This window comes from Neolewinella aquimaris (assembly GCF_014197245.1).
Taxonomy (GTDB): Bacteria; Bacteroidota; Bacteroidia; order Chitinophagales; family Saprospiraceae; genus Neolewinella; species Neolewinella aquimaris.
The window spans coordinates 88,038-103,615 of sequence record NZ_JACIFF010000001.1 but is presented as its reverse complement, the minus strand read 5'-3'; the positions used below and the strand labels follow the sequence as shown (position 1 = coordinate 103,615).

The window sequence follows — 15,578 nt, the reverse complement described above, 5'->3', positions numbered from 1 at the left end:
GCTAGGGTCGGTCGGTCAATTCCTGGATCAGCAGCGTCTCCGTACTATCGTAGGGCGTGCCGTCCGGTCGAAATACGTCGTGAAACCACTGTTGCGGTTCCGCGGTATAGATGCTGTCCCAGCTCTCCCAGGGATAAATGGTCTGGCTTTTTCCGGCTACCAGTCCCCAGTTGTAGGCCCCGATGTTTTCTTCCTTAAAGATGGGCAGGTAGCCCGCGAAGGTGCTGCCGTTCGTGCGGGCCATGTACTCGGTGCACACGATTGGTCGTCCGTAACGGGGCAGGAATTCAAGATACTTCGCCCGCAACTCTTCCGGAGAGCCGTAGGAGTGGAAGGTGATTATGTCCGAATTATTCAGCTGAAACGCATTAAAGGCACCTAACTCGTGGGGATCGCTGATGTCCCCAATCCACACGCCCGCCGTCAGGGGTTGAGAGGGGTTCACCGCCCGGGCCCACTCGAAGCAGGCGCGTAAGAGGGGGAAGACGCGTTCGCCCTTGGTGTTGGCCCGCTCACTAGGGAACTTTCCGAAATTGTTGTTGTCCGGCTCGTTGTACAGATCGTACATAAAAATTCGATCGTCTCCGTCGAAGTGACGGAGGATCCCCTCCACGTATGACCTGAATTGGGGGTAATGACTCCGGTCACCACTCAACTGCCTTTCCGGGGGGCTCTGCACCCAGCCGCTATTGTGGGTGTAGGGTTTCGGAGCGGGCTGTGGGCCCAGATCGCTATTCGGATTCCAAACGGCGTCGAAGAGCACGAAGGTGGTGGAGATCCCGTGGCTGTCGGCAACCGTGAGGTACTGCTCCAGTCGGTTCAGAAAGGCGGTGCTGTCCTGTTCCCACAACAAGTTATGCAGGTACACCCGCATCGAGTTCATTCCTATGCCCGCGGCCCACCCGAGTTCCTCATTGATTTGGGCAGTATCGAAGGTCTCGGCCTGGAACATTTCCAGTTGATTGATGGCACCGCGGTTGTTGTAGTTTGCCCCGACGATCCAGGGGTGCGCATCGTAGTATTCCTGAGCTTTTTCCCTGGACCACCGGCCGGCAACGGTGGACGTATCGAAGTTTACGAACTTCGACTCCGTGGTATCGGCACCATTACCGGGCCCTCCCCCTCCATCGCATGAAATAAGGATAGGCAGCAGAAAGAGTAGCGCAATGAGTGGTTTCATTCTACCAATGTAATAACTCTATCCGATGGATTTATTCCATAGGTGTCGGTCACTTACCTAGTCCAACACCTGAAGTTTGGCAAATTTCAGCATAATGCGCTTTTCGGGCTGGGGCAGGTCGCTGAAGTGGATCGTGGCAATCCGGTTGTCCGCTCCCCCGTCCACGTGCAGCACTTTGCCTTCCCCAAATTTCAGGTGCAGTACCCGACGACCGGTTTCAACCTCGGTGATGGGGCTCGGTTCGAAGGTGGCGGGGTCCACTTTCGGCGCGGCGAAGCGGGCGGTTCCCCGACGCTTGTTGGGGGTGACACCCGTTACCCGTGCCCGGTGCTCCCGCTGGCGGGCCACCTTATCGAATTCGAAGTCGTTGCTGCGCCGTCCGCCGCCGGTGGTGTTCTCGACCGCGTCCGCCGGCACCTCGGCCAGGAAGCGGCTGGGCTCGTTCATGACCATTTTACCGTAGCGGTAACGGGTGTTGGCGTAGCTGAGGGTAAGGTAAAGCTCGGCCCGCGTGATGGCCACGTAGAACAGCCGCCGCTCCTCGTCCAGCCCCTCCATACTGTCCATGCTCATCCAGCTGGGGAAGAGCTTTTCCTCCAGGCCGACCACGAAAATGGATTTGTACTCGAGCCCCTTTGCCGCATGGACCGACATCAGCGTCACTACGTCGGTATTGGTGGAGTCGCTCTCGTCGGCGTCGGTGAGCAGCGCAATGTTTTGCAGGTAGGTGGCCAGTGATTTGTCCGGGAGCGTATCGGTATCGATGACTGTATCGTCCTCGACAAAAGATTTGATGCCGTCCAGCAGAGCCTCGTGGTTTTCCAGTCTTCCCATGCCCTCGATCGACTTGTCGTTGCGCAGCATATCCGTCAGTCCGCTGCCTTTGGCAATTAGGTCGGCCAGTTCGTAGGCATTGGCGGTGTCGGCTTTGGCCATGGCCTGCTCGATGACGTGAATGTATCCATCGGCGGCGTGGCGGGTACGTTTGGGTAGGTCCACGTGCTTGAGGGCCTCGAAGAGGGTCAGGTTCTGCTGCCGGGCCAGCGTGGTCACCTTCGCGACGCTGGTGCCACCGATGCCCCTTTTAGGATGATTGATCGATCGCCGGAAAGCTTCCTCGTCGTTTGGATTGACCACCATACGTAGGTAAGCAATCAGGTCCTTGACTTCCTTGCGCTGGTAGAAGCTCTGCCCCCCGTATACGCGGTAGGCGATATTAAAGCGCCGTAAGTATTCCTCGAAAATGCGCGACTGAGAGTTGGTCCGGTACAGGATCGCAACGTCGTTGTTTTGCAAGTGGTAGCGGTTCTTCTGCTCCAGAATGGTATCCGCTACCCGGCGTCCCTCCTCGTTGTCGTCGACGGCCTTGATGACGCGGATCTTGTCCCCTACCCCCTTATCGCTCCAAATGCTCTTCTGAATCTGCCGCTTGTTGTAGCTGATGACGGCATTAGCCGTGTTTACAATATTTTCCGTGCTGCGGTAATTCTGCTCCAGCTTGAAGGTCTGAATGCCGAACTGACCGAAATCCTGCTCGAAGTCCAGAATGTTCTGAATCGTTGCCCCCCGGAAGGCGTAGATCGACTGGGCGTCGTCTCCCACCACGCAGATGTTGCGCGGACTATCGGGGTACTGCACCAGTTTTTTGATGATGGCGTACTGCAGGGTATTCGTGTCCTGAAACTCGTCTACAAGCACGTACTTAAACTTCTCGCGGTACTTCTGCACTACCTCCGGCACGTTCTGCATCAGCTCGAACAGGCGGAACAGCAGGTCGTCGAAGTCCATCGCGCCGGCCTTCTTGCACCGGGCTACGTAGGCGGTATAAATCTTGTACACGAGGGGCATGTTTGCCAGCTTGTCCTGGGCCAGCAGCTCCTCATTCTTTTCGTAAAGTTTGGGCGTGATCAGGCTGCTCTTCGCGGAGCTGATGCGGTTTTTGATGGCATTGGCGCCGTACACCTTCGGGTCTAGATTAAACTCCCGGATAATGGAGTTGAGCAGGCTCTTCGTATCGTCGGTATCGTAGATCGTAAAGTTGCTCGGGTAGCCAATGTGCTGGGCCTCCACCCGCAGAATCCGCGCGAACAAACTGTGGAAGGTGCCCGCCCAGATGTAGCTGGCCCGTTTGCCCACGACTTCCTCGATTCGTCCCTTCATCTCCCGCGCCGCCTTGTTGGTAAACGTCAGGGCCAGAATTTCCCAGGGCGCCGTCCCCTGTTCGATGATGTGGGCGATGCGAAAGGTGAGCACCCGGGTCTTCCCCGATCCCGGTCCGGCCACCACCAGTACGGGCCCGTCGATCGTCGTGACCGCCTGCCGCTGTACGTCGTTCAGGGAGTCGAGGTAGCTGCTGGTCTTAGGTTCGGGCATCATGTATCGGTTTCGAGCGAGCGGCCAAGATAAGCAACAATTTGTTTGGCGGGGCCGCAGGTGCAGGGTATATTAGCGGAAAGCAATGAATGATGGCCGTAGCTCACATCACAAAACTGCCTATTACCGAATACCTTGCCTTCGAACAGCAAGGGGAAGTACGGTATGAATATCACGAAGGCGAAGTATTCGCCATGGCTGGAGGGACGATACAGCACAGCATTATTTGTGCGAATTGTGCCGGGCTCCTCCGCAGCGAAATAGTTGCTGGCGGAAAAAAGTGTATTGCTTTTAATTCTGAAGTTAAAGTTGAAATCAATGAAGGCAGTCGCTACGTCTATCCCGACGCCGCCGTGGTATGTGGGAAGGTTAACGAATCAGACACCATCACTGGTGCTGTCCGCAATCCCCGGGTAATAGTTGAAGTCATTTCCGCATCCTCCGCGGACTATGACCGGGGCTCCAAAATGCGTTACTATCTTTCCTTGCCGACGGTAAGAGAAATTCTTCTTATTGACCAGGATAAAATACACGTAACACTCTACCGACGCTACGAAGAAAGCAATCTCGGCAGCTTCCACTACGCCGATGGATTAGAGGAAAGCATAACCCTTGCTAGCCTCGGCGTCAGCCTCCCACTCAGTGAGCTGTACCGCGATGTTCAGATCGACGCCCCACAGAAAGAATCTAACAAAGGTTAACTGCCCTAAACGCTCGTCGGCAACTCATCAGTCGGATCGTCGGGTAGCCACTTCCCGTGCAGCCTTAGCGTTCGCTCGATCACGTCCCGCACGGCTCCCGCGCCCCCGCATTTATCGCTCACGTACTTCGAAATTGACAATATCTCCGAGCAAGCATCCTGTGGACAAGTCGGAAATCCCACCAGCCGCATCACTTCATAGTCCGGCACGTCGTCTCCCATAAACAGGACATTCTCGTCGTCCAGGTCATACAGGTCCATATACTCCCGGTACGCCTCCACTTTATCCTGCACCCCGTAGTAGATGTCCACCACCCCGAGTCCCTGCAACCGCGAAACCACTCCCTGGCTCTTCCCCCCGGTAATTACGCACACCTGATACCCCTTCTCCAGTGCCCGCTTGATCGCGTACCCATCCCGCACATTCATCTGCCGCAACAATCCCCCATCCTCCAGTATCATCAACTGTGAATTGGTCAGTACCCCATCGACGTCGAAGATGAAGGTGGTGATGTCGGTGAAGCGTTCTAGCTCGTTCATGTTTTAGTACGGTATTCTAGTAGTACGGTAGTACAGTAGTACGGTCTACAGGACTACCGTACTACTGTACTACCATACTACATTACTACTCTACTGATTCTCCCTCCACTCATACACCCACTTCGCCTGAATCTGCTCCAGGTGCTCTTCGGTAGATTGCTCGCGGGTGCCGGTGAACTGCGGAATTTCCAGGATCCAGTCCAGGAGGTCGGTGAAGCGGATGCGGTAGATCTTGTCCTGGCCAAAGTCGTCTCCGAAGCGGTCGTAGAGCGCGATGGCAATGTCCTCGTGGTCGGGCCAGCCGAAGGGAAAGTCGTTGAAGTCTTTAAAGCTCAAAATGTAGTAGTTTAGTTCGTTAGGCAATTAGGCATTAGTGGTCAAATTCCTTAGTCGATGGACTGGGCAAAGTATTGCCTATAACGGACCAAAGAACTAACCTACTACTTAGTGTTCGTGTCCGATGATCCGGCTCTGGTCGGGAATTTCCACTTCGATGACGGCGTCTTCGTCCAAAATGACGGCCTGGCAGCCGAGGCGGCTCTCGATGCGGGGATTGATGGCGCGGTCAATGAAGTCTTCTTCCTTGTCGCTGATTTCCTCCAGCGCGTCTTCGCCCTTGTTCACGTAGATGTGGCAAGTAGAGCAGGCACACACCTCTCCGCAGTTGTGATTCAGGTGAATGCCGTTGTCTTCGGTCACCTCCAGGATGCTCACGTCGGTCGGGACATTCTCGACCGTTTTGGGCGGAATATTCTTGTCCTCAAAGGTAAATTTTACGGTAGCCATCGGTCAGGGGTCATTTTCGGGTTGCAAAGCTAGAACATATTTAACGACCGTAAGGCACAGCAGTTCTAAGTCGTCTTCACTTATGACGTAGGGCGGCATCAGGTACACCAACCGACCGAAGGGCCTGATCCATACCCCCCGACCCACACAGTGAGCCTGGAATGAGGCAACGTCAACGGGGTCCCGCATTTCCACTACCCCGATGGCTCCCAGCACGCGCACTTCTTTCACCCGATCGCTCTGGGCGGCGGGGCGCAGGTGCAGGGTAAGGGAATCCGCAATGCGGGCAATGTTGGCTTTCCAATCCTGACTCATCAGCAGATCGATGCTCGCTACGGCTACGGCACAGGCCAGCGGATTAGCCATAAAGGTGGGACCGTGCATCATCACCCCGGCTTCGCCCCGTCCGATCGTATCCGCTACTTCGCTGGTACAGAGTGTCGCGGCCAGGGTAAGGTATCCTCCGGTAAGCCCTTTACCAACGGTCATCACGTCGGGCATTGCTCCTGCGTCCCCGCCCACAAAGAGTTTGCCCGTACGGCCGAAACCAGATGCGATCTCATCAAAGATGAGCAGCAGTCCGTGGCGGTCGCACAGTTCCCGGAAGACGCGCAAGTAGGCCGGATTATAAAAATGCATCCCCCCCGCCCCCTGCACCACCGGTTCGACGATGAAGGCTGCGGCGCGATCGGCGTGAGTCGCGAAAAAACCCTCCAGGCCACTAATGTATTCGGCATCAACCGCCGCAGTAAATCCACCGGGCGGGCGGTCGTAAAATTCGTGTCGCGGCAGGAAGCCCGCAAAGAGCTGGTGCATCCCCGTCACCGGATCGCAGACCGACATCGGGCCCGTCGTATCGCCGTGGTAGCCGCCCCGCAGGGTGAGAAAAGTGGTCCGGCTACGGCCCAGTGCGTGCTGGTACTGTACGGCCATCTTCATCGCTACCTCTACGCTCACCGAACCGCTATCGGCCAGAAAAACGCGATCGAGGCCGTCCGGCGTAATCTCCACCAGCCGCCTGCCTAATTCAATGGCCGGTTCGTGGGTCAATCCGCCAAACATGACGTGCGACATCTTCGCCAACTGATCGGTTGCCGCCCGGTTAAGCTCCGGAATATTGTATCCGTGAATCGCGCACCACCAGCTCGCCATCCCATCGACCAGCTCGCGCCCGTCAGCCAGTCTCAACCGACACCCACTCGCCGACTCCACCGGATAAACCGGCAGCGGATCAGCCAGACTCGTGTAGGGATGCCACAGGTGACGTCGGTCAAAATCAAGATCGGAAGAATCAATCATCTACTGGGCACAGCAGCGTTTCAGGAGCCACCCAACGCCACGAGCGCAGCGAGCTTCCACGCAAATTGTAAATTTGATATTGTAAATGGGAAATGGTAAATCCCCTACCCCATTTCCTGCACCACCTCCTTCACCTGCGGCATCATGCGCTTGAGCATCTGCTCGATGCCAGACTTCAGGGTGACGGTAGAACTCGGGCAGCCGGAGCAGGCGCCCTGCATTATCACGGTCACGATGCCGTCCTGGAACGACTTGAACTCGATGTTGCCACCGTCCATTTCCACGGCGGGCTTGACGTAAGTGTCGATGAGCTCTTTGATCTGGGTGACCGTTTCGGCTTCATCTTCGGTGTATTCGTAGCTCACGCCGCGTTCCGCCTCGATATCGGCGACCGCCTCGGCAAATCCGTCGTTGATGATGGGCTTGTTTTCTTCAAGGTAGCCCTTGACGTACTCCTTCAGCTTGAGCATGATGTCGTCCCAGCTGTAGTTGAATTCCTTGGTGATCGTGACGTAGTTGTTGGCGATGTACACCTTCTTTACGTAGGGAAAGTTGTACAACTCGGAGGCCAGCGGCGACCACTCCCGGGCAAACTCCTCCTCACGGAACTCGGCGGTGCCGTTGTAGAGCATGCGGTTGGTGACGAACTTGAGGGTTTCGGGATTGGGGGTCTGTTCGGTGTAGAGAAGAACGGGGCGCTTGGTGGCGGTAGCTTGGCTCATGTTGATCTTTTGTACACTAACGTCTGGTACACTTTTAGGGTTGAACGGACCCCCTGCAACATAAAAGGAGGTGCAATCACGCCGTAGTAGCTTACAGCAAAGACCAACTGACAAGGGTTGTCCAGTGTCAAAAGTGCCTATACCACCAACCTTTTCTTCTGCACGACCCTCCTTGCTCCTGCGCACCCGCCCCTACATTCGCGATTTCCGCGCATCTTTGCGCTCTGAACATATTACCTATGCATTTAATACGCGCCACCGTCACCTTGTTCCTCCTACTGGCCTGTTTTGTACTGCCCGCACAGGAGTTCAGCGGCGGCTTCCGGGCCGGCCTCAATTTCATTTCTTTCGACGGCGACGCGGAAACGGACGCATCCGGAACGACCCTCGAAGAATTCAAACGGACCACGGGCTTCCACGTAGGGGCCACCTTCGCTTACGAAATTACCGATCTGTTTGGTCTGAAAGCCGACCTAATGTATAGCCAGAAGGGGGGCGAAGTGATCTACCAGGGCCCCTCCTTTTTCTACCTCTACGCCGACGCCGGTGATACGGAAGGCGCGCGCATCATCGGAGACCTCGACAGCGAACGCGACGTACTCAACAGCTACATCGATATCCCGCTGGTTGCCTACTACCGACTCGGACCGCTGGAAATCGAAGGTGGGGTAAGTGCCGGCTTCCTCGTGAACAGCCGGGCCTCGGGAGCGGCTACCTACACGAACGTCCGGGCGCTTGACGGACGCCCCATCCGCGACATTGCCTTCAACTATGATTACAACTACTTCGGTGATCCGATCGGCGGCGCGGCCATAGTCGAAGTGTCGGAAACACCCCTGAGTGCCGATATCCAGAACCGTCCCCCTTCCGTCATCGATGCCTACTACAATTCGAACGACAATACTCCGCTCTACCAGCGCCTCGATTTCGGACTCATCGGCGGAGTCGCCTACTTCCTGAACAACGGTTTGTACCTCGGCGCACGGTACCAATTTAGCCTCACGGACGCCACCCGCGGAGAGAACGACCAGCGACTCACCCGTACCGAGGGCAGTACGGATCGGGAATACAATACGGACGACAAGGACTTCAATCGCGTCATTCAGGCCAGCGTAGGATTCAGATTCTAGGTACGTATGAAGTCACTCCTCACCCAACTTTACGCCCGCCACCCCCTGAGCCGGAAGACGGCCTATACGACCCTGTGCCGCATTGCCAACGGAGAAGCAGCGGACCCGGAAATCGCCGCCGTAGTCTCCGCCATCAATATGCGACCGGTTTCCCTGACGGAAATTCAGGGCTTCCGGGATGCCCTGCTCGAACTGGCCATCCCCCTGGATCTTGCGGGACGCGAAACCATCGACATCGTCGGTACCGGCGGCGACGGCAAGAACACCTTTAACATCTCCACCCTCTCCTGCGTCGTGGTGGCCGGCGCCGGCTATCCGGTGACCAAACACGGCAGCTACGGGGTCAGCAGCAACGTCGGCAGCAGCGACGTACTCCTTGCCCTGGGCTACGAATTTTCCAACGACCGCGACCGCCTGCTCGGTGACCTCGATCGGGCCGGAATATGCTTCCTCCACGCTCCCCTCTTTCACCCGGCGATGAAGAACGTGGTGCCGGTACGTAAGGCGCTACGGGTCCGAACCTTCTTTAACTTACTTGGCCCGCTCATCAATCCGGCCCGCCCGAAATACCAGCTGTTCGGCACCTACGACCGCGAGGTGAGCCGGATCTACGACTACATGCTTCAGGCAGAAACCCAGCGCGAGTACCTTATCGTTCACGCCCTGGACGGCTACGACGAGATCAGCCTGACGGGAGGATCCAGCGTGCGGGGACGCAGGAGCCAAGCTGTACTGCATCCGAACGATTTCGGCTTACCGATGCTTTCTCCCGATGCCCTGTACGGCGGTGAGACCCCGGAAGCGGGTAAAGCAATCTTTCTTGGCGTACTGGATAATGCCGCTACCGAGGCGCAACTGGCCGTGGTGTGTGCCAACGCCGGACTGGCCATTCACGTCGTCCACCCCGAGCGCAGCCTTACGGACTGCGTCGCCGAAGCCCGGGAAAGCATCGTGAGCGGCCGTGCCCGCGACGTCCTGCGGAAACTGCTGAGCTGAGACAACCCAGTACCGGCTTCACGCCTTATCTTGTCCAACCAAGTAACCGCCAATGGCCAACATTCTCGATCGGATCGTCGAACATAAAAAGCTGGAAGTAAACCGCCGTCGCGCGGAGTTTCCCGTTAGCGCGCTCAAAGACAGCGACGGCTACCACCGCGATCGACGCAGCCTCTGTAAAGCACTCGAAAACAGCGAGCACTTCGGCATTATTGCGGAATTCAAGCGCAAGTCTCCCTCCCAGCAGGACATCAACCTCGGTGCCGACGCCGCCGAAGTGGCCCGCGGCTACGCCGCGGCCGGGGCCGCCGCCCTGTCGTGCCTGACCGATGCCCATTTTTTCGGTGCCCGCCCCGACGACATCGACCGGGTAAGGGCCGCCGTTGATCTGCCCATCATCCGCAAAGATTTCATGATCGACAGCTACCAGGTACACGAAGCGCGTGCCATGGGTGCCGATGCCATCCTGCTGATTGCCTCCTGCCTCTCCGCGAGCCAGCTCGACGAACTCGCCAGTGAGGCCAACGACCTGGGAATGCAGGTGCTCTGCGAAGTCCACGACGAAGAGGAAGTGGCCCGCATCAGTCCGAACGTCGACATCATCGGCGTAAACAACCGCAACCTTGCCACCTTCGAGGTAAGCATCACCAACAGCCTCGAACTCGAACCCCTCCTACCCCCCGGTATACTGCGGATTAGTGAGAGCGGTATCGAGGATCCCCAGTCAATCGTAAAGCTGCGGCGGCACAGGTTCCGTGGATTCTTGATCGGCACCTACTTCATGCGGCAACCCGATCCCGGCCAGGCTTGCGCGGAATTCATTCAGCGTGCCCACGAGATCGAGGACGTATATAAGGACGCCATCGCATGAAAGTAAAAGTATGCGGCCTGCGGGAGCCGGAGAATATCACGGAGATCAGCCAGCTGGACGTGGATTACCTAGGCATGATCTTTCACCCGGATTCCCCACGTTTCGCCGGTAATGCAGACCTGGGAGAATGGATCGAAGCCAAGCAAAAGCTCCTGAAAAAGAAGGAGTTGTTCGGTGTATTCGTCAACGCCGAGATCGACTATGTGCTCAATACCGTTCACGATTACCACCTGGACTGGGTGCAACTCCACGGAGACGAAAGTGCCGGCTACTGCCAGGAACTTAAATTGCTCTGGTCGGTCAATACGCTGCGAAAGGCAAGCATCTGTAAGGCCTTTCCGATAACCGAAGGCTTTGATTTTCGCAGGACCAACGACTACGTCAGTAGCTGTTCCCTTTTCGTTTTTGATACGGGGGGGCACCGGACGAACGGGGGCACGGGTAAAAAATGGGACTGGAGTAAGCTAGCTGAATACCGGGGCCCCATCCCCTTCCTACTGAGTGGCGGCATCGGCCCGGAAGACGCGGAAGCCATCCGGAAAATCGATCACCCACAACTACGCGGCGTCGACCTCAATAGCCGCTTTGAAACCGAACCCGGGAAAAAGGACGTGCCGTTACTCTCCCGCTTCCTGCACGAACTGCATGCCTGAGACCAAGATCGCTATCGTGGGTAGCGGCAACCTGGCCTGGCACCTCGCCGCGGTACTCGACGGTCCCGGTGTCGTGGTGAGCCGGAGCAATCTATCCAGTACGGATTGGCCCCTTCCGGTTATCGACTACGATCAACTTGCACGCCTGCGTCCGGCGACGGTGGTATTGGCGGTGCCCGACAATCGCATCGGTGAGGTCAGTGACCGGCTGGCGGAGGTGCTGCCCGCCACGACCACGGTTTACCACACGAGTGGCGCGACTCCGGTCGACCGTATCTCTTCCTATTTCCGGCACCGGGGGGTGCTCTGGCCGATCCGCTCCCTGCGCCGGGGTGATCCGGTTACCGACTGGAGAGATTTGCCTTTGGTCATCTATGCAACCGATGAGATCACCCGCGACCGGCTCACGAGTCTTGCCGCTGCCCTCAGCGATACGGTAGCCTATCTAGATGATGCCCAGCGGGCGCAGTTGCACCTGGCGGCCGTATTCTCTAACAACTTCGTCACGGCCCTTTACGAGATCGCCTACCAGCTCTGCCACCAGCATCACATTCCCTTCGATCTTCTGTTGCCCATCATCCGCAAAACCGCCGAGCAGCAGGACGGCAGCCGGCCCGCCGACCGACAGACCGGTGCTGCTGCCCGGAACGATACCATTACGATGCAGCGACACCTCGATTTGCTGAGCGATGCGCGGTACGAGAAGCTGTATCGGGACCTTAGCCGGTTAATCCTCCAGTACCGGCTGCCCAAGGACGACCTTGACCTCCGGCGTGATCCGGATGATGATTTTTAGGATCAGGGGATCGCGAAGCGTGGCCTTTGTTTGCCGTTGCAGCCGGTACGCGGTGCGGATAGCGGTGAATACCATGGTAATGGCGGTTTCCCCGCGGTGAGCGGCCATTCGTTCCCGGATTATTTCTTCATTCCACTGCTCGTGGCTGCCCAGCAGTTCTACGTTGAGCGAAGGGCTGAGTGCCAGGGTCATCGAGAAACTCGTGATGTCGAGTCCGTAGGTGGCTAACGTGGGAAAGATCTGCAGCCAGTCCTCGATCATCTTATTGGTCTTTTCGCGGGTTCCCTCTCCCACGGTGCTGGCTAAACCGGCTACCGCCTTGCGGGCTCCGTCGAGTATATCGTCAAGCATGGTATCTGTAATTTCAGTGAAGATCGGTCGGGTCGGCGGATTCCGAACAACGGCATCGACCGACAACTGCGGTGCATCGACCGGATAAGGGTGATCGCCCTGCGGCAATCGTGGTTTTCCACCTCCTTGCCTGGTGGGCAAACAAACTTCGGGACCGCCCCTTCCTGGAATGCGAATTGTTCCTTACCTTTGCGCCCCGAAATCTATTTTTTTCACCAACATCCATACTAGATGTTTGCAATCGTAACCATAGCCGGTCAGCAATTCAAAGTTGAGGAAGGTCAGGAGATCTTCGTCCACCGGTTAGAAGCCAAGGCTGGCGACTCCGTCAGCTTCGACGCGGTCCATCTGCTCGCCAACGGCGATGATGTCACCGTTGGCACGCCGATGCTCAGCGGCGCCTCCATTGGCGCTACTGTCGTTGAACCCCTCGTTAAGGGGGATAAGGTCGTCGTCTTTAAGAAGAAGCGCCGTAAGGGCTACCGCGTAAAGAACGGCCACCGTCAACAATTCACTAAGCTGAAGATCGACTCCATCGCGGGCTAGTCACGGCCCCATTCCTAACTATTCCCTACGGGGGAGCCTAAATACAATATCATGGCACACAAAAAAGGTGTAGGTAGTACCGACAACGGCCGCGACAGCAAATCCAAGCGGCTGGGCGTTAAGCTGTTCGGCGGTCAGGTCGCTACGGCCGGTAACATCATCATTCGCCAGCGCGGCACGAAGTACCACCCCGGTGAGAACACCTACATGGGTAAGGACTTTACCATTCACGCGAAGGTCGACGGAAAGGTTTCTTTCCGCAAGAGCCGCCTCAATCGGATGTACGTCAGCATCGATCCGGAAGAAGCCACCGCTGCCCAGGAGCAGGCCTAACGACCCCTTCCAACCTAATCAGAAACGCCCGTTCGAGCTAGCTCGAACGGGCGTTTTCAGTTTAATTCCACACAAGCCCTCAGGTGGTTTGACTCCTGCTGAAAACATGGTTGGGATAGCTGGCCTGGTTCGGTAATCCCCTTGTCTTCACTCACCTAAGCAAGATCAGAACCCTGACAAGTCGAAGGGTTTAAGGCCCGCCCTAGACAGGCCGAAGTCACTTCCCAATTTAAATAAATTGTAGGGTCAACCAATTTTAGGACCTGTGTGGATAAGGTAAACGCAGGGGGGGTGGGTTTGGTTGGGGGGGGGAAGGGGTTGAGGGATTGAGGGGGGTGAGGGATTGAAGGGGGTGAAGGTGAGGTGAGGGAGTGGGTTGTTGGATTGTTGGGTTGTTGAGTGGGTGCGGTCGGATAAGTGGTATGTTCTTTTCATTGCCGAGATGTCCTGAAGTCGGCGGGCCATCTCGTCGGCCGACCGACGTAGGAGGTTCGTCCGACGAGTGTGGGAAAGGGCATAACCGAACTAACTGAGAGAAAGGTGATGCGGCGGGATAGTATAGTCAGCGGACGACCGACGGAGGAGGTTCGTCCGCCGAGTGTGGGAGCTTGGTCCGCCGAGTGTGGGAAAGAGTACAACTGAACTAACTGAGAGAAAGGTAATGCGGCGGGATTGTATAGTCGGTGGCCGACCGACGTAGGAGGTTCGTCCGCCGAGTGTAGGAGAGAGTACAACCGAACTAATTGAGAGGACCGGGATGCGTCGGGTCAGTATAGTCGTCGGACGAGTCTCGTGCCTCGGTCGGCCGACGACAAGGACGAGCGGAGCCGCAAATTGACTATTGTAAATTAAAAATGGCAAATTGTAAATTTAGTCTTACCTTTGCGCCGCGAGCCGGGACCCCTATTGCTTCCTCCGATCCACGCCTCGCCCCATTCCCCTGAATCATCGGGTGTATGCACATTCGGACCGAAGCGCTTACGAAACGTACCTGGCACCTCTGCCATTGGCCGTTGCTGCTCCGCGGAACCGCCGGGCAAATTCAACCCCTTTTTACTATATGGACACCAAACGTCCCACCCGCTCCGGCAAAGGCCGCGGCAACAACAGCTTTAATCGAAATAAGAAATCCGGCGGCGGCGGCAATCGCGATCGTCGCGGCAGCGGCGGAGGCCGTTCCAACCACAATTACATTCCCCTGCCCGCCGACCAGATGGTGCACGAGGGCGTCCCCCTGAAAACCGTCGAGTACAAATCGGAAACCAAGTTTGCCGATTGGAAACTGAACCCGAAACTGAAGAGCGCCATCAAGGCGGCCGGCTGGGCGTACCCCACCGAGATTCAGGAGAAATCGTTCGAGCACATCAACGCACTCAAGGATGTGATGGGCATTGCCACTACCGGTACCGGTAAGACCGGCGCCTTCCTGATTCCCATCATCGATGCCCTACTCGATAGCGAACAGCCCTTCCAGACGCTCGTGCTTGCCCCAACCCGGGAGCTGGCCCTGCAGATCGAAGACGAATTCCGTGCCCTCACCCTGGGAATGAAATTCAACGCCATCACCCTCATCGGTGGCCGCAACATCAATACCGATATCGTGAACCTCCGCAAGCGCAGCTACCACCTCGTAGTGGCTACGCCCGGACGTTTGAAGGACCTCTACCAACAGGGCAAGATCGACTTGCAGGAAGCTTCGGTACTCGTCCTGGATGAGTTCGACCGCATGCTCGACATGGGTTTCCAGAAGGATGTAATGTTCCTCGCCGACAAGATCGGTGAACGCGACCAGACCCTGCTCTTCTCTGCCACCCTCGACCGGAGTCAGCAAAAGTTGATCGACCACTTCCTGACCGACTACGCCACGGTTGCCGTCAGCAGCGGTCAGGCGTCCGCCGAGCACATCAATCAGACGGTCCGCTTCGTGGAGCCCGACAACAAATTCGACGAACTCATCAGCCTGATGCAGGAGCCCGAACTAAAGCGCGTGCTGATCTTCGCCGAAACGAAGCACCGCGTGAAGAAGGTGACCAAGAAACTTCAGCAGGCCGGCATCAGTGCCGACGAAATTCACGGCAACAAGAGCCAGAACTACCGCCAGAAGGCCCTGAACAATTTCAAAGCTGGTAAAATCAAAGCCCTGTGTGCAACGGATGTTGCCGCCCGCGGTCTCGACATCGATGACATCACCCACGTCATCAACTTCGAAGCGCCGACCGACTACGACACCTACATCCACCGCGTCGGCCGTACCGGTCGGGCCGGGAAGGGTGGCGAAGCGATTACCTTCTACGACAAGTAG

Annotated in this window: 17 protein-coding genes; 9 read left to right on the top strand and 8 right to left on the bottom strand. The window is 56.9% G+C overall.

From position 1 onward, the window contains the following. Position 1: 1 nt before the first annotated feature. Complete coding sequence (locus tag GGR28_RS00480) at positions 2-1,180, bottom strand: cellulase family glycosylhydrolase (protein ID WP_183493757.1); 1,179 nt, start codon at positions 1,178-1,180, stop codon at positions 2-4. A 57-nt stretch (positions 1,181-1,237) separates the two neighbouring features. Further along, positions 1,238-3,556 carry an ATP-dependent helicase gene (locus GGR28_RS00475; protein WP_183493756.1) on the bottom strand — a complete coding sequence of 773 codons (2,319 nt, stop codon included), beginning with the start codon at positions 3,554-3,556 and terminating at the stop codon, positions 1,238-1,240. Between the two features lie 89 nt (positions 3,557-3,645). On the opposite strand from GGR28_RS00475, the gene GGR28_RS00470 reads away from it, so the two are divergent. Beyond that, positions 3,646-4,254 (top strand): Uma2 family endonuclease, encoded by a 609-nt coding sequence (locus GGR28_RS00470; protein ID WP_183493755.1) that lies wholly within the window; start codon positions 3,646-3,648, stop codon positions 4,252-4,254. A 5-nt stretch (positions 4,255-4,259) separates the two neighbouring features. On the opposite strand, the gene GGR28_RS00465 is transcribed toward GGR28_RS00470, so the two are convergent. From GGR28_RS00465 to GGR28_RS00445, 5 genes are all read right to left on the bottom strand, one after another. Then, positions 4,260-4,793, bottom strand: a complete 534-nt coding sequence (locus GGR28_RS00465; RefSeq protein WP_183493754.1) for a KdsC family phosphatase — start codon at positions 4,791-4,793, stop codon at positions 4,260-4,262. Between the two features lie 90 nt (positions 4,794-4,883). Continuing rightward, positions 4,884-5,129: a Fe-S cluster assembly protein IscX gene (gene iscX / locus GGR28_RS00460; RefSeq protein ID WP_183493753.1), complete on the bottom strand. Its 246-nt coding sequence runs from the start codon at positions 5,127-5,129 to the stop codon at positions 4,884-4,886. A gap of 108 nt (positions 5,130-5,237) precedes the next feature. Next, positions 5,238-5,579: a 2Fe-2S iron-sulfur cluster-binding protein gene (locus GGR28_RS00455; RefSeq protein WP_183493752.1), complete on the bottom strand. Its 342-nt coding sequence runs from the start codon at positions 5,577-5,579 to the stop codon at positions 5,238-5,240. 3 nt (positions 5,580-5,582) lie between these two features. Further along, positions 5,583-6,878, bottom strand: a complete 1,296-nt coding sequence (gene bioA, locus GGR28_RS00450; RefSeq protein ID WP_183493751.1) for an adenosylmethionine--8-amino-7-oxononanoate transaminase — start codon at positions 6,876-6,878, stop codon at positions 5,583-5,585. 104 nt (positions 6,879-6,982) lie between these two features. Next, the gene (locus GGR28_RS00445; RefSeq protein WP_183493750.1) at positions 6,983-7,600 is read right to left on the bottom strand and encodes a NifU family protein; all 618 of its coding nucleotides are present in this window, start codon (positions 7,598-7,600) and stop codon (positions 6,983-6,985) included. Positions 7,601-7,839: 239 nt separating this feature from the next. On the opposite strand from GGR28_RS00445, the gene GGR28_RS00440 reads away from it, so the two are divergent. From GGR28_RS00440 to GGR28_RS00420, 5 genes are read left to right on the top strand one after another with little or no spacing between them, the layout of a single operon-like run. After that, on the top strand, positions 7,840-8,730 hold the full coding sequence (locus GGR28_RS00440; RefSeq protein WP_183493749.1) for an outer membrane beta-barrel protein: 891 nt from the start codon (positions 7,840-7,842) through the stop codon (positions 8,728-8,730). Between the two features lie 6 nt (positions 8,731-8,736). Further along, complete coding sequence (gene trpD / locus GGR28_RS00435) at positions 8,737-9,726, top strand: anthranilate phosphoribosyltransferase (RefSeq protein ID WP_183493748.1); 990 nt, start codon at positions 8,737-8,739, stop codon at positions 9,724-9,726. Positions 9,727-9,778: 52 nt separating this feature from the next. Then, positions 9,779-10,597 (top strand): indole-3-glycerol phosphate synthase TrpC, encoded by an 819-nt coding sequence (trpC, locus tag GGR28_RS00430; RefSeq protein ID WP_183493747.1) that lies wholly within the window; start codon positions 9,779-9,781, stop codon positions 10,595-10,597. Further along, positions 10,594-11,250, top strand: coding sequence for a phosphoribosylanthranilate isomerase (locus GGR28_RS00425; protein ID WP_183493746.1), 657 nt, complete (start codon positions 10,594-10,596; stop codon positions 11,248-11,250). Before trpC ends, GGR28_RS00425 begins: the two co-directional genes overlap by 4 nt. Beyond that, a complete protein-coding gene (locus GGR28_RS00420) occupies positions 11,243-12,046 on the top strand; it encodes a Rossmann-like and DUF2520 domain-containing protein (protein ID WP_183493745.1) in 804 nt (267 codons plus the stop codon). The genes GGR28_RS00425 and GGR28_RS00420 overlap by 8 nt, the downstream gene beginning before the upstream one ends. On the opposite strand, the gene GGR28_RS00415 is transcribed toward GGR28_RS00420, so the two are convergent. Continuing rightward, positions 11,978-12,397 carry a hypothetical protein gene (locus GGR28_RS00415; protein ID WP_183493744.1) on the bottom strand — a complete coding sequence of 140 codons (420 nt, stop codon included), beginning with the start codon at positions 12,395-12,397 and terminating at the stop codon, positions 11,978-11,980. The two genes, GGR28_RS00420 and GGR28_RS00415, sit on opposite strands and share 69 nt — an antisense overlap. A 231-nt stretch (positions 12,398-12,628) precedes the next feature. Here GGR28_RS00415 and rplU point away from each other — a divergent pair, with 231 nt between their 5' ends. The 3 genes from rplU (at position 12,629) to GGR28_RS00400 (ending at position 15,578) form a co-directional block, all read left to right on the top strand. After that, positions 12,629-12,943, top strand: a complete 315-nt coding sequence (rplU, locus tag GGR28_RS00410) for a 50S ribosomal protein L21 (RefSeq protein ID WP_183493743.1) — start codon at positions 12,629-12,631, stop codon at positions 12,941-12,943. Between the two features lie 51 nt (positions 12,944-12,994). After that, on the top strand, positions 12,995-13,276 hold the full coding sequence (gene rpmA / locus GGR28_RS00405; RefSeq protein WP_183493742.1) for a 50S ribosomal protein L27: 282 nt from the start codon (positions 12,995-12,997) through the stop codon (positions 13,274-13,276). A 1,060-nt stretch (positions 13,277-14,336) separates the two neighbouring features. Beyond that, the gene (locus GGR28_RS00400; RefSeq protein WP_183493741.1) at positions 14,337-15,578 is read left to right on the top strand and encodes a DEAD/DEAH box helicase; all 1,242 of its coding nucleotides are present in this window, start codon (positions 14,337-14,339) and stop codon (positions 15,576-15,578) included.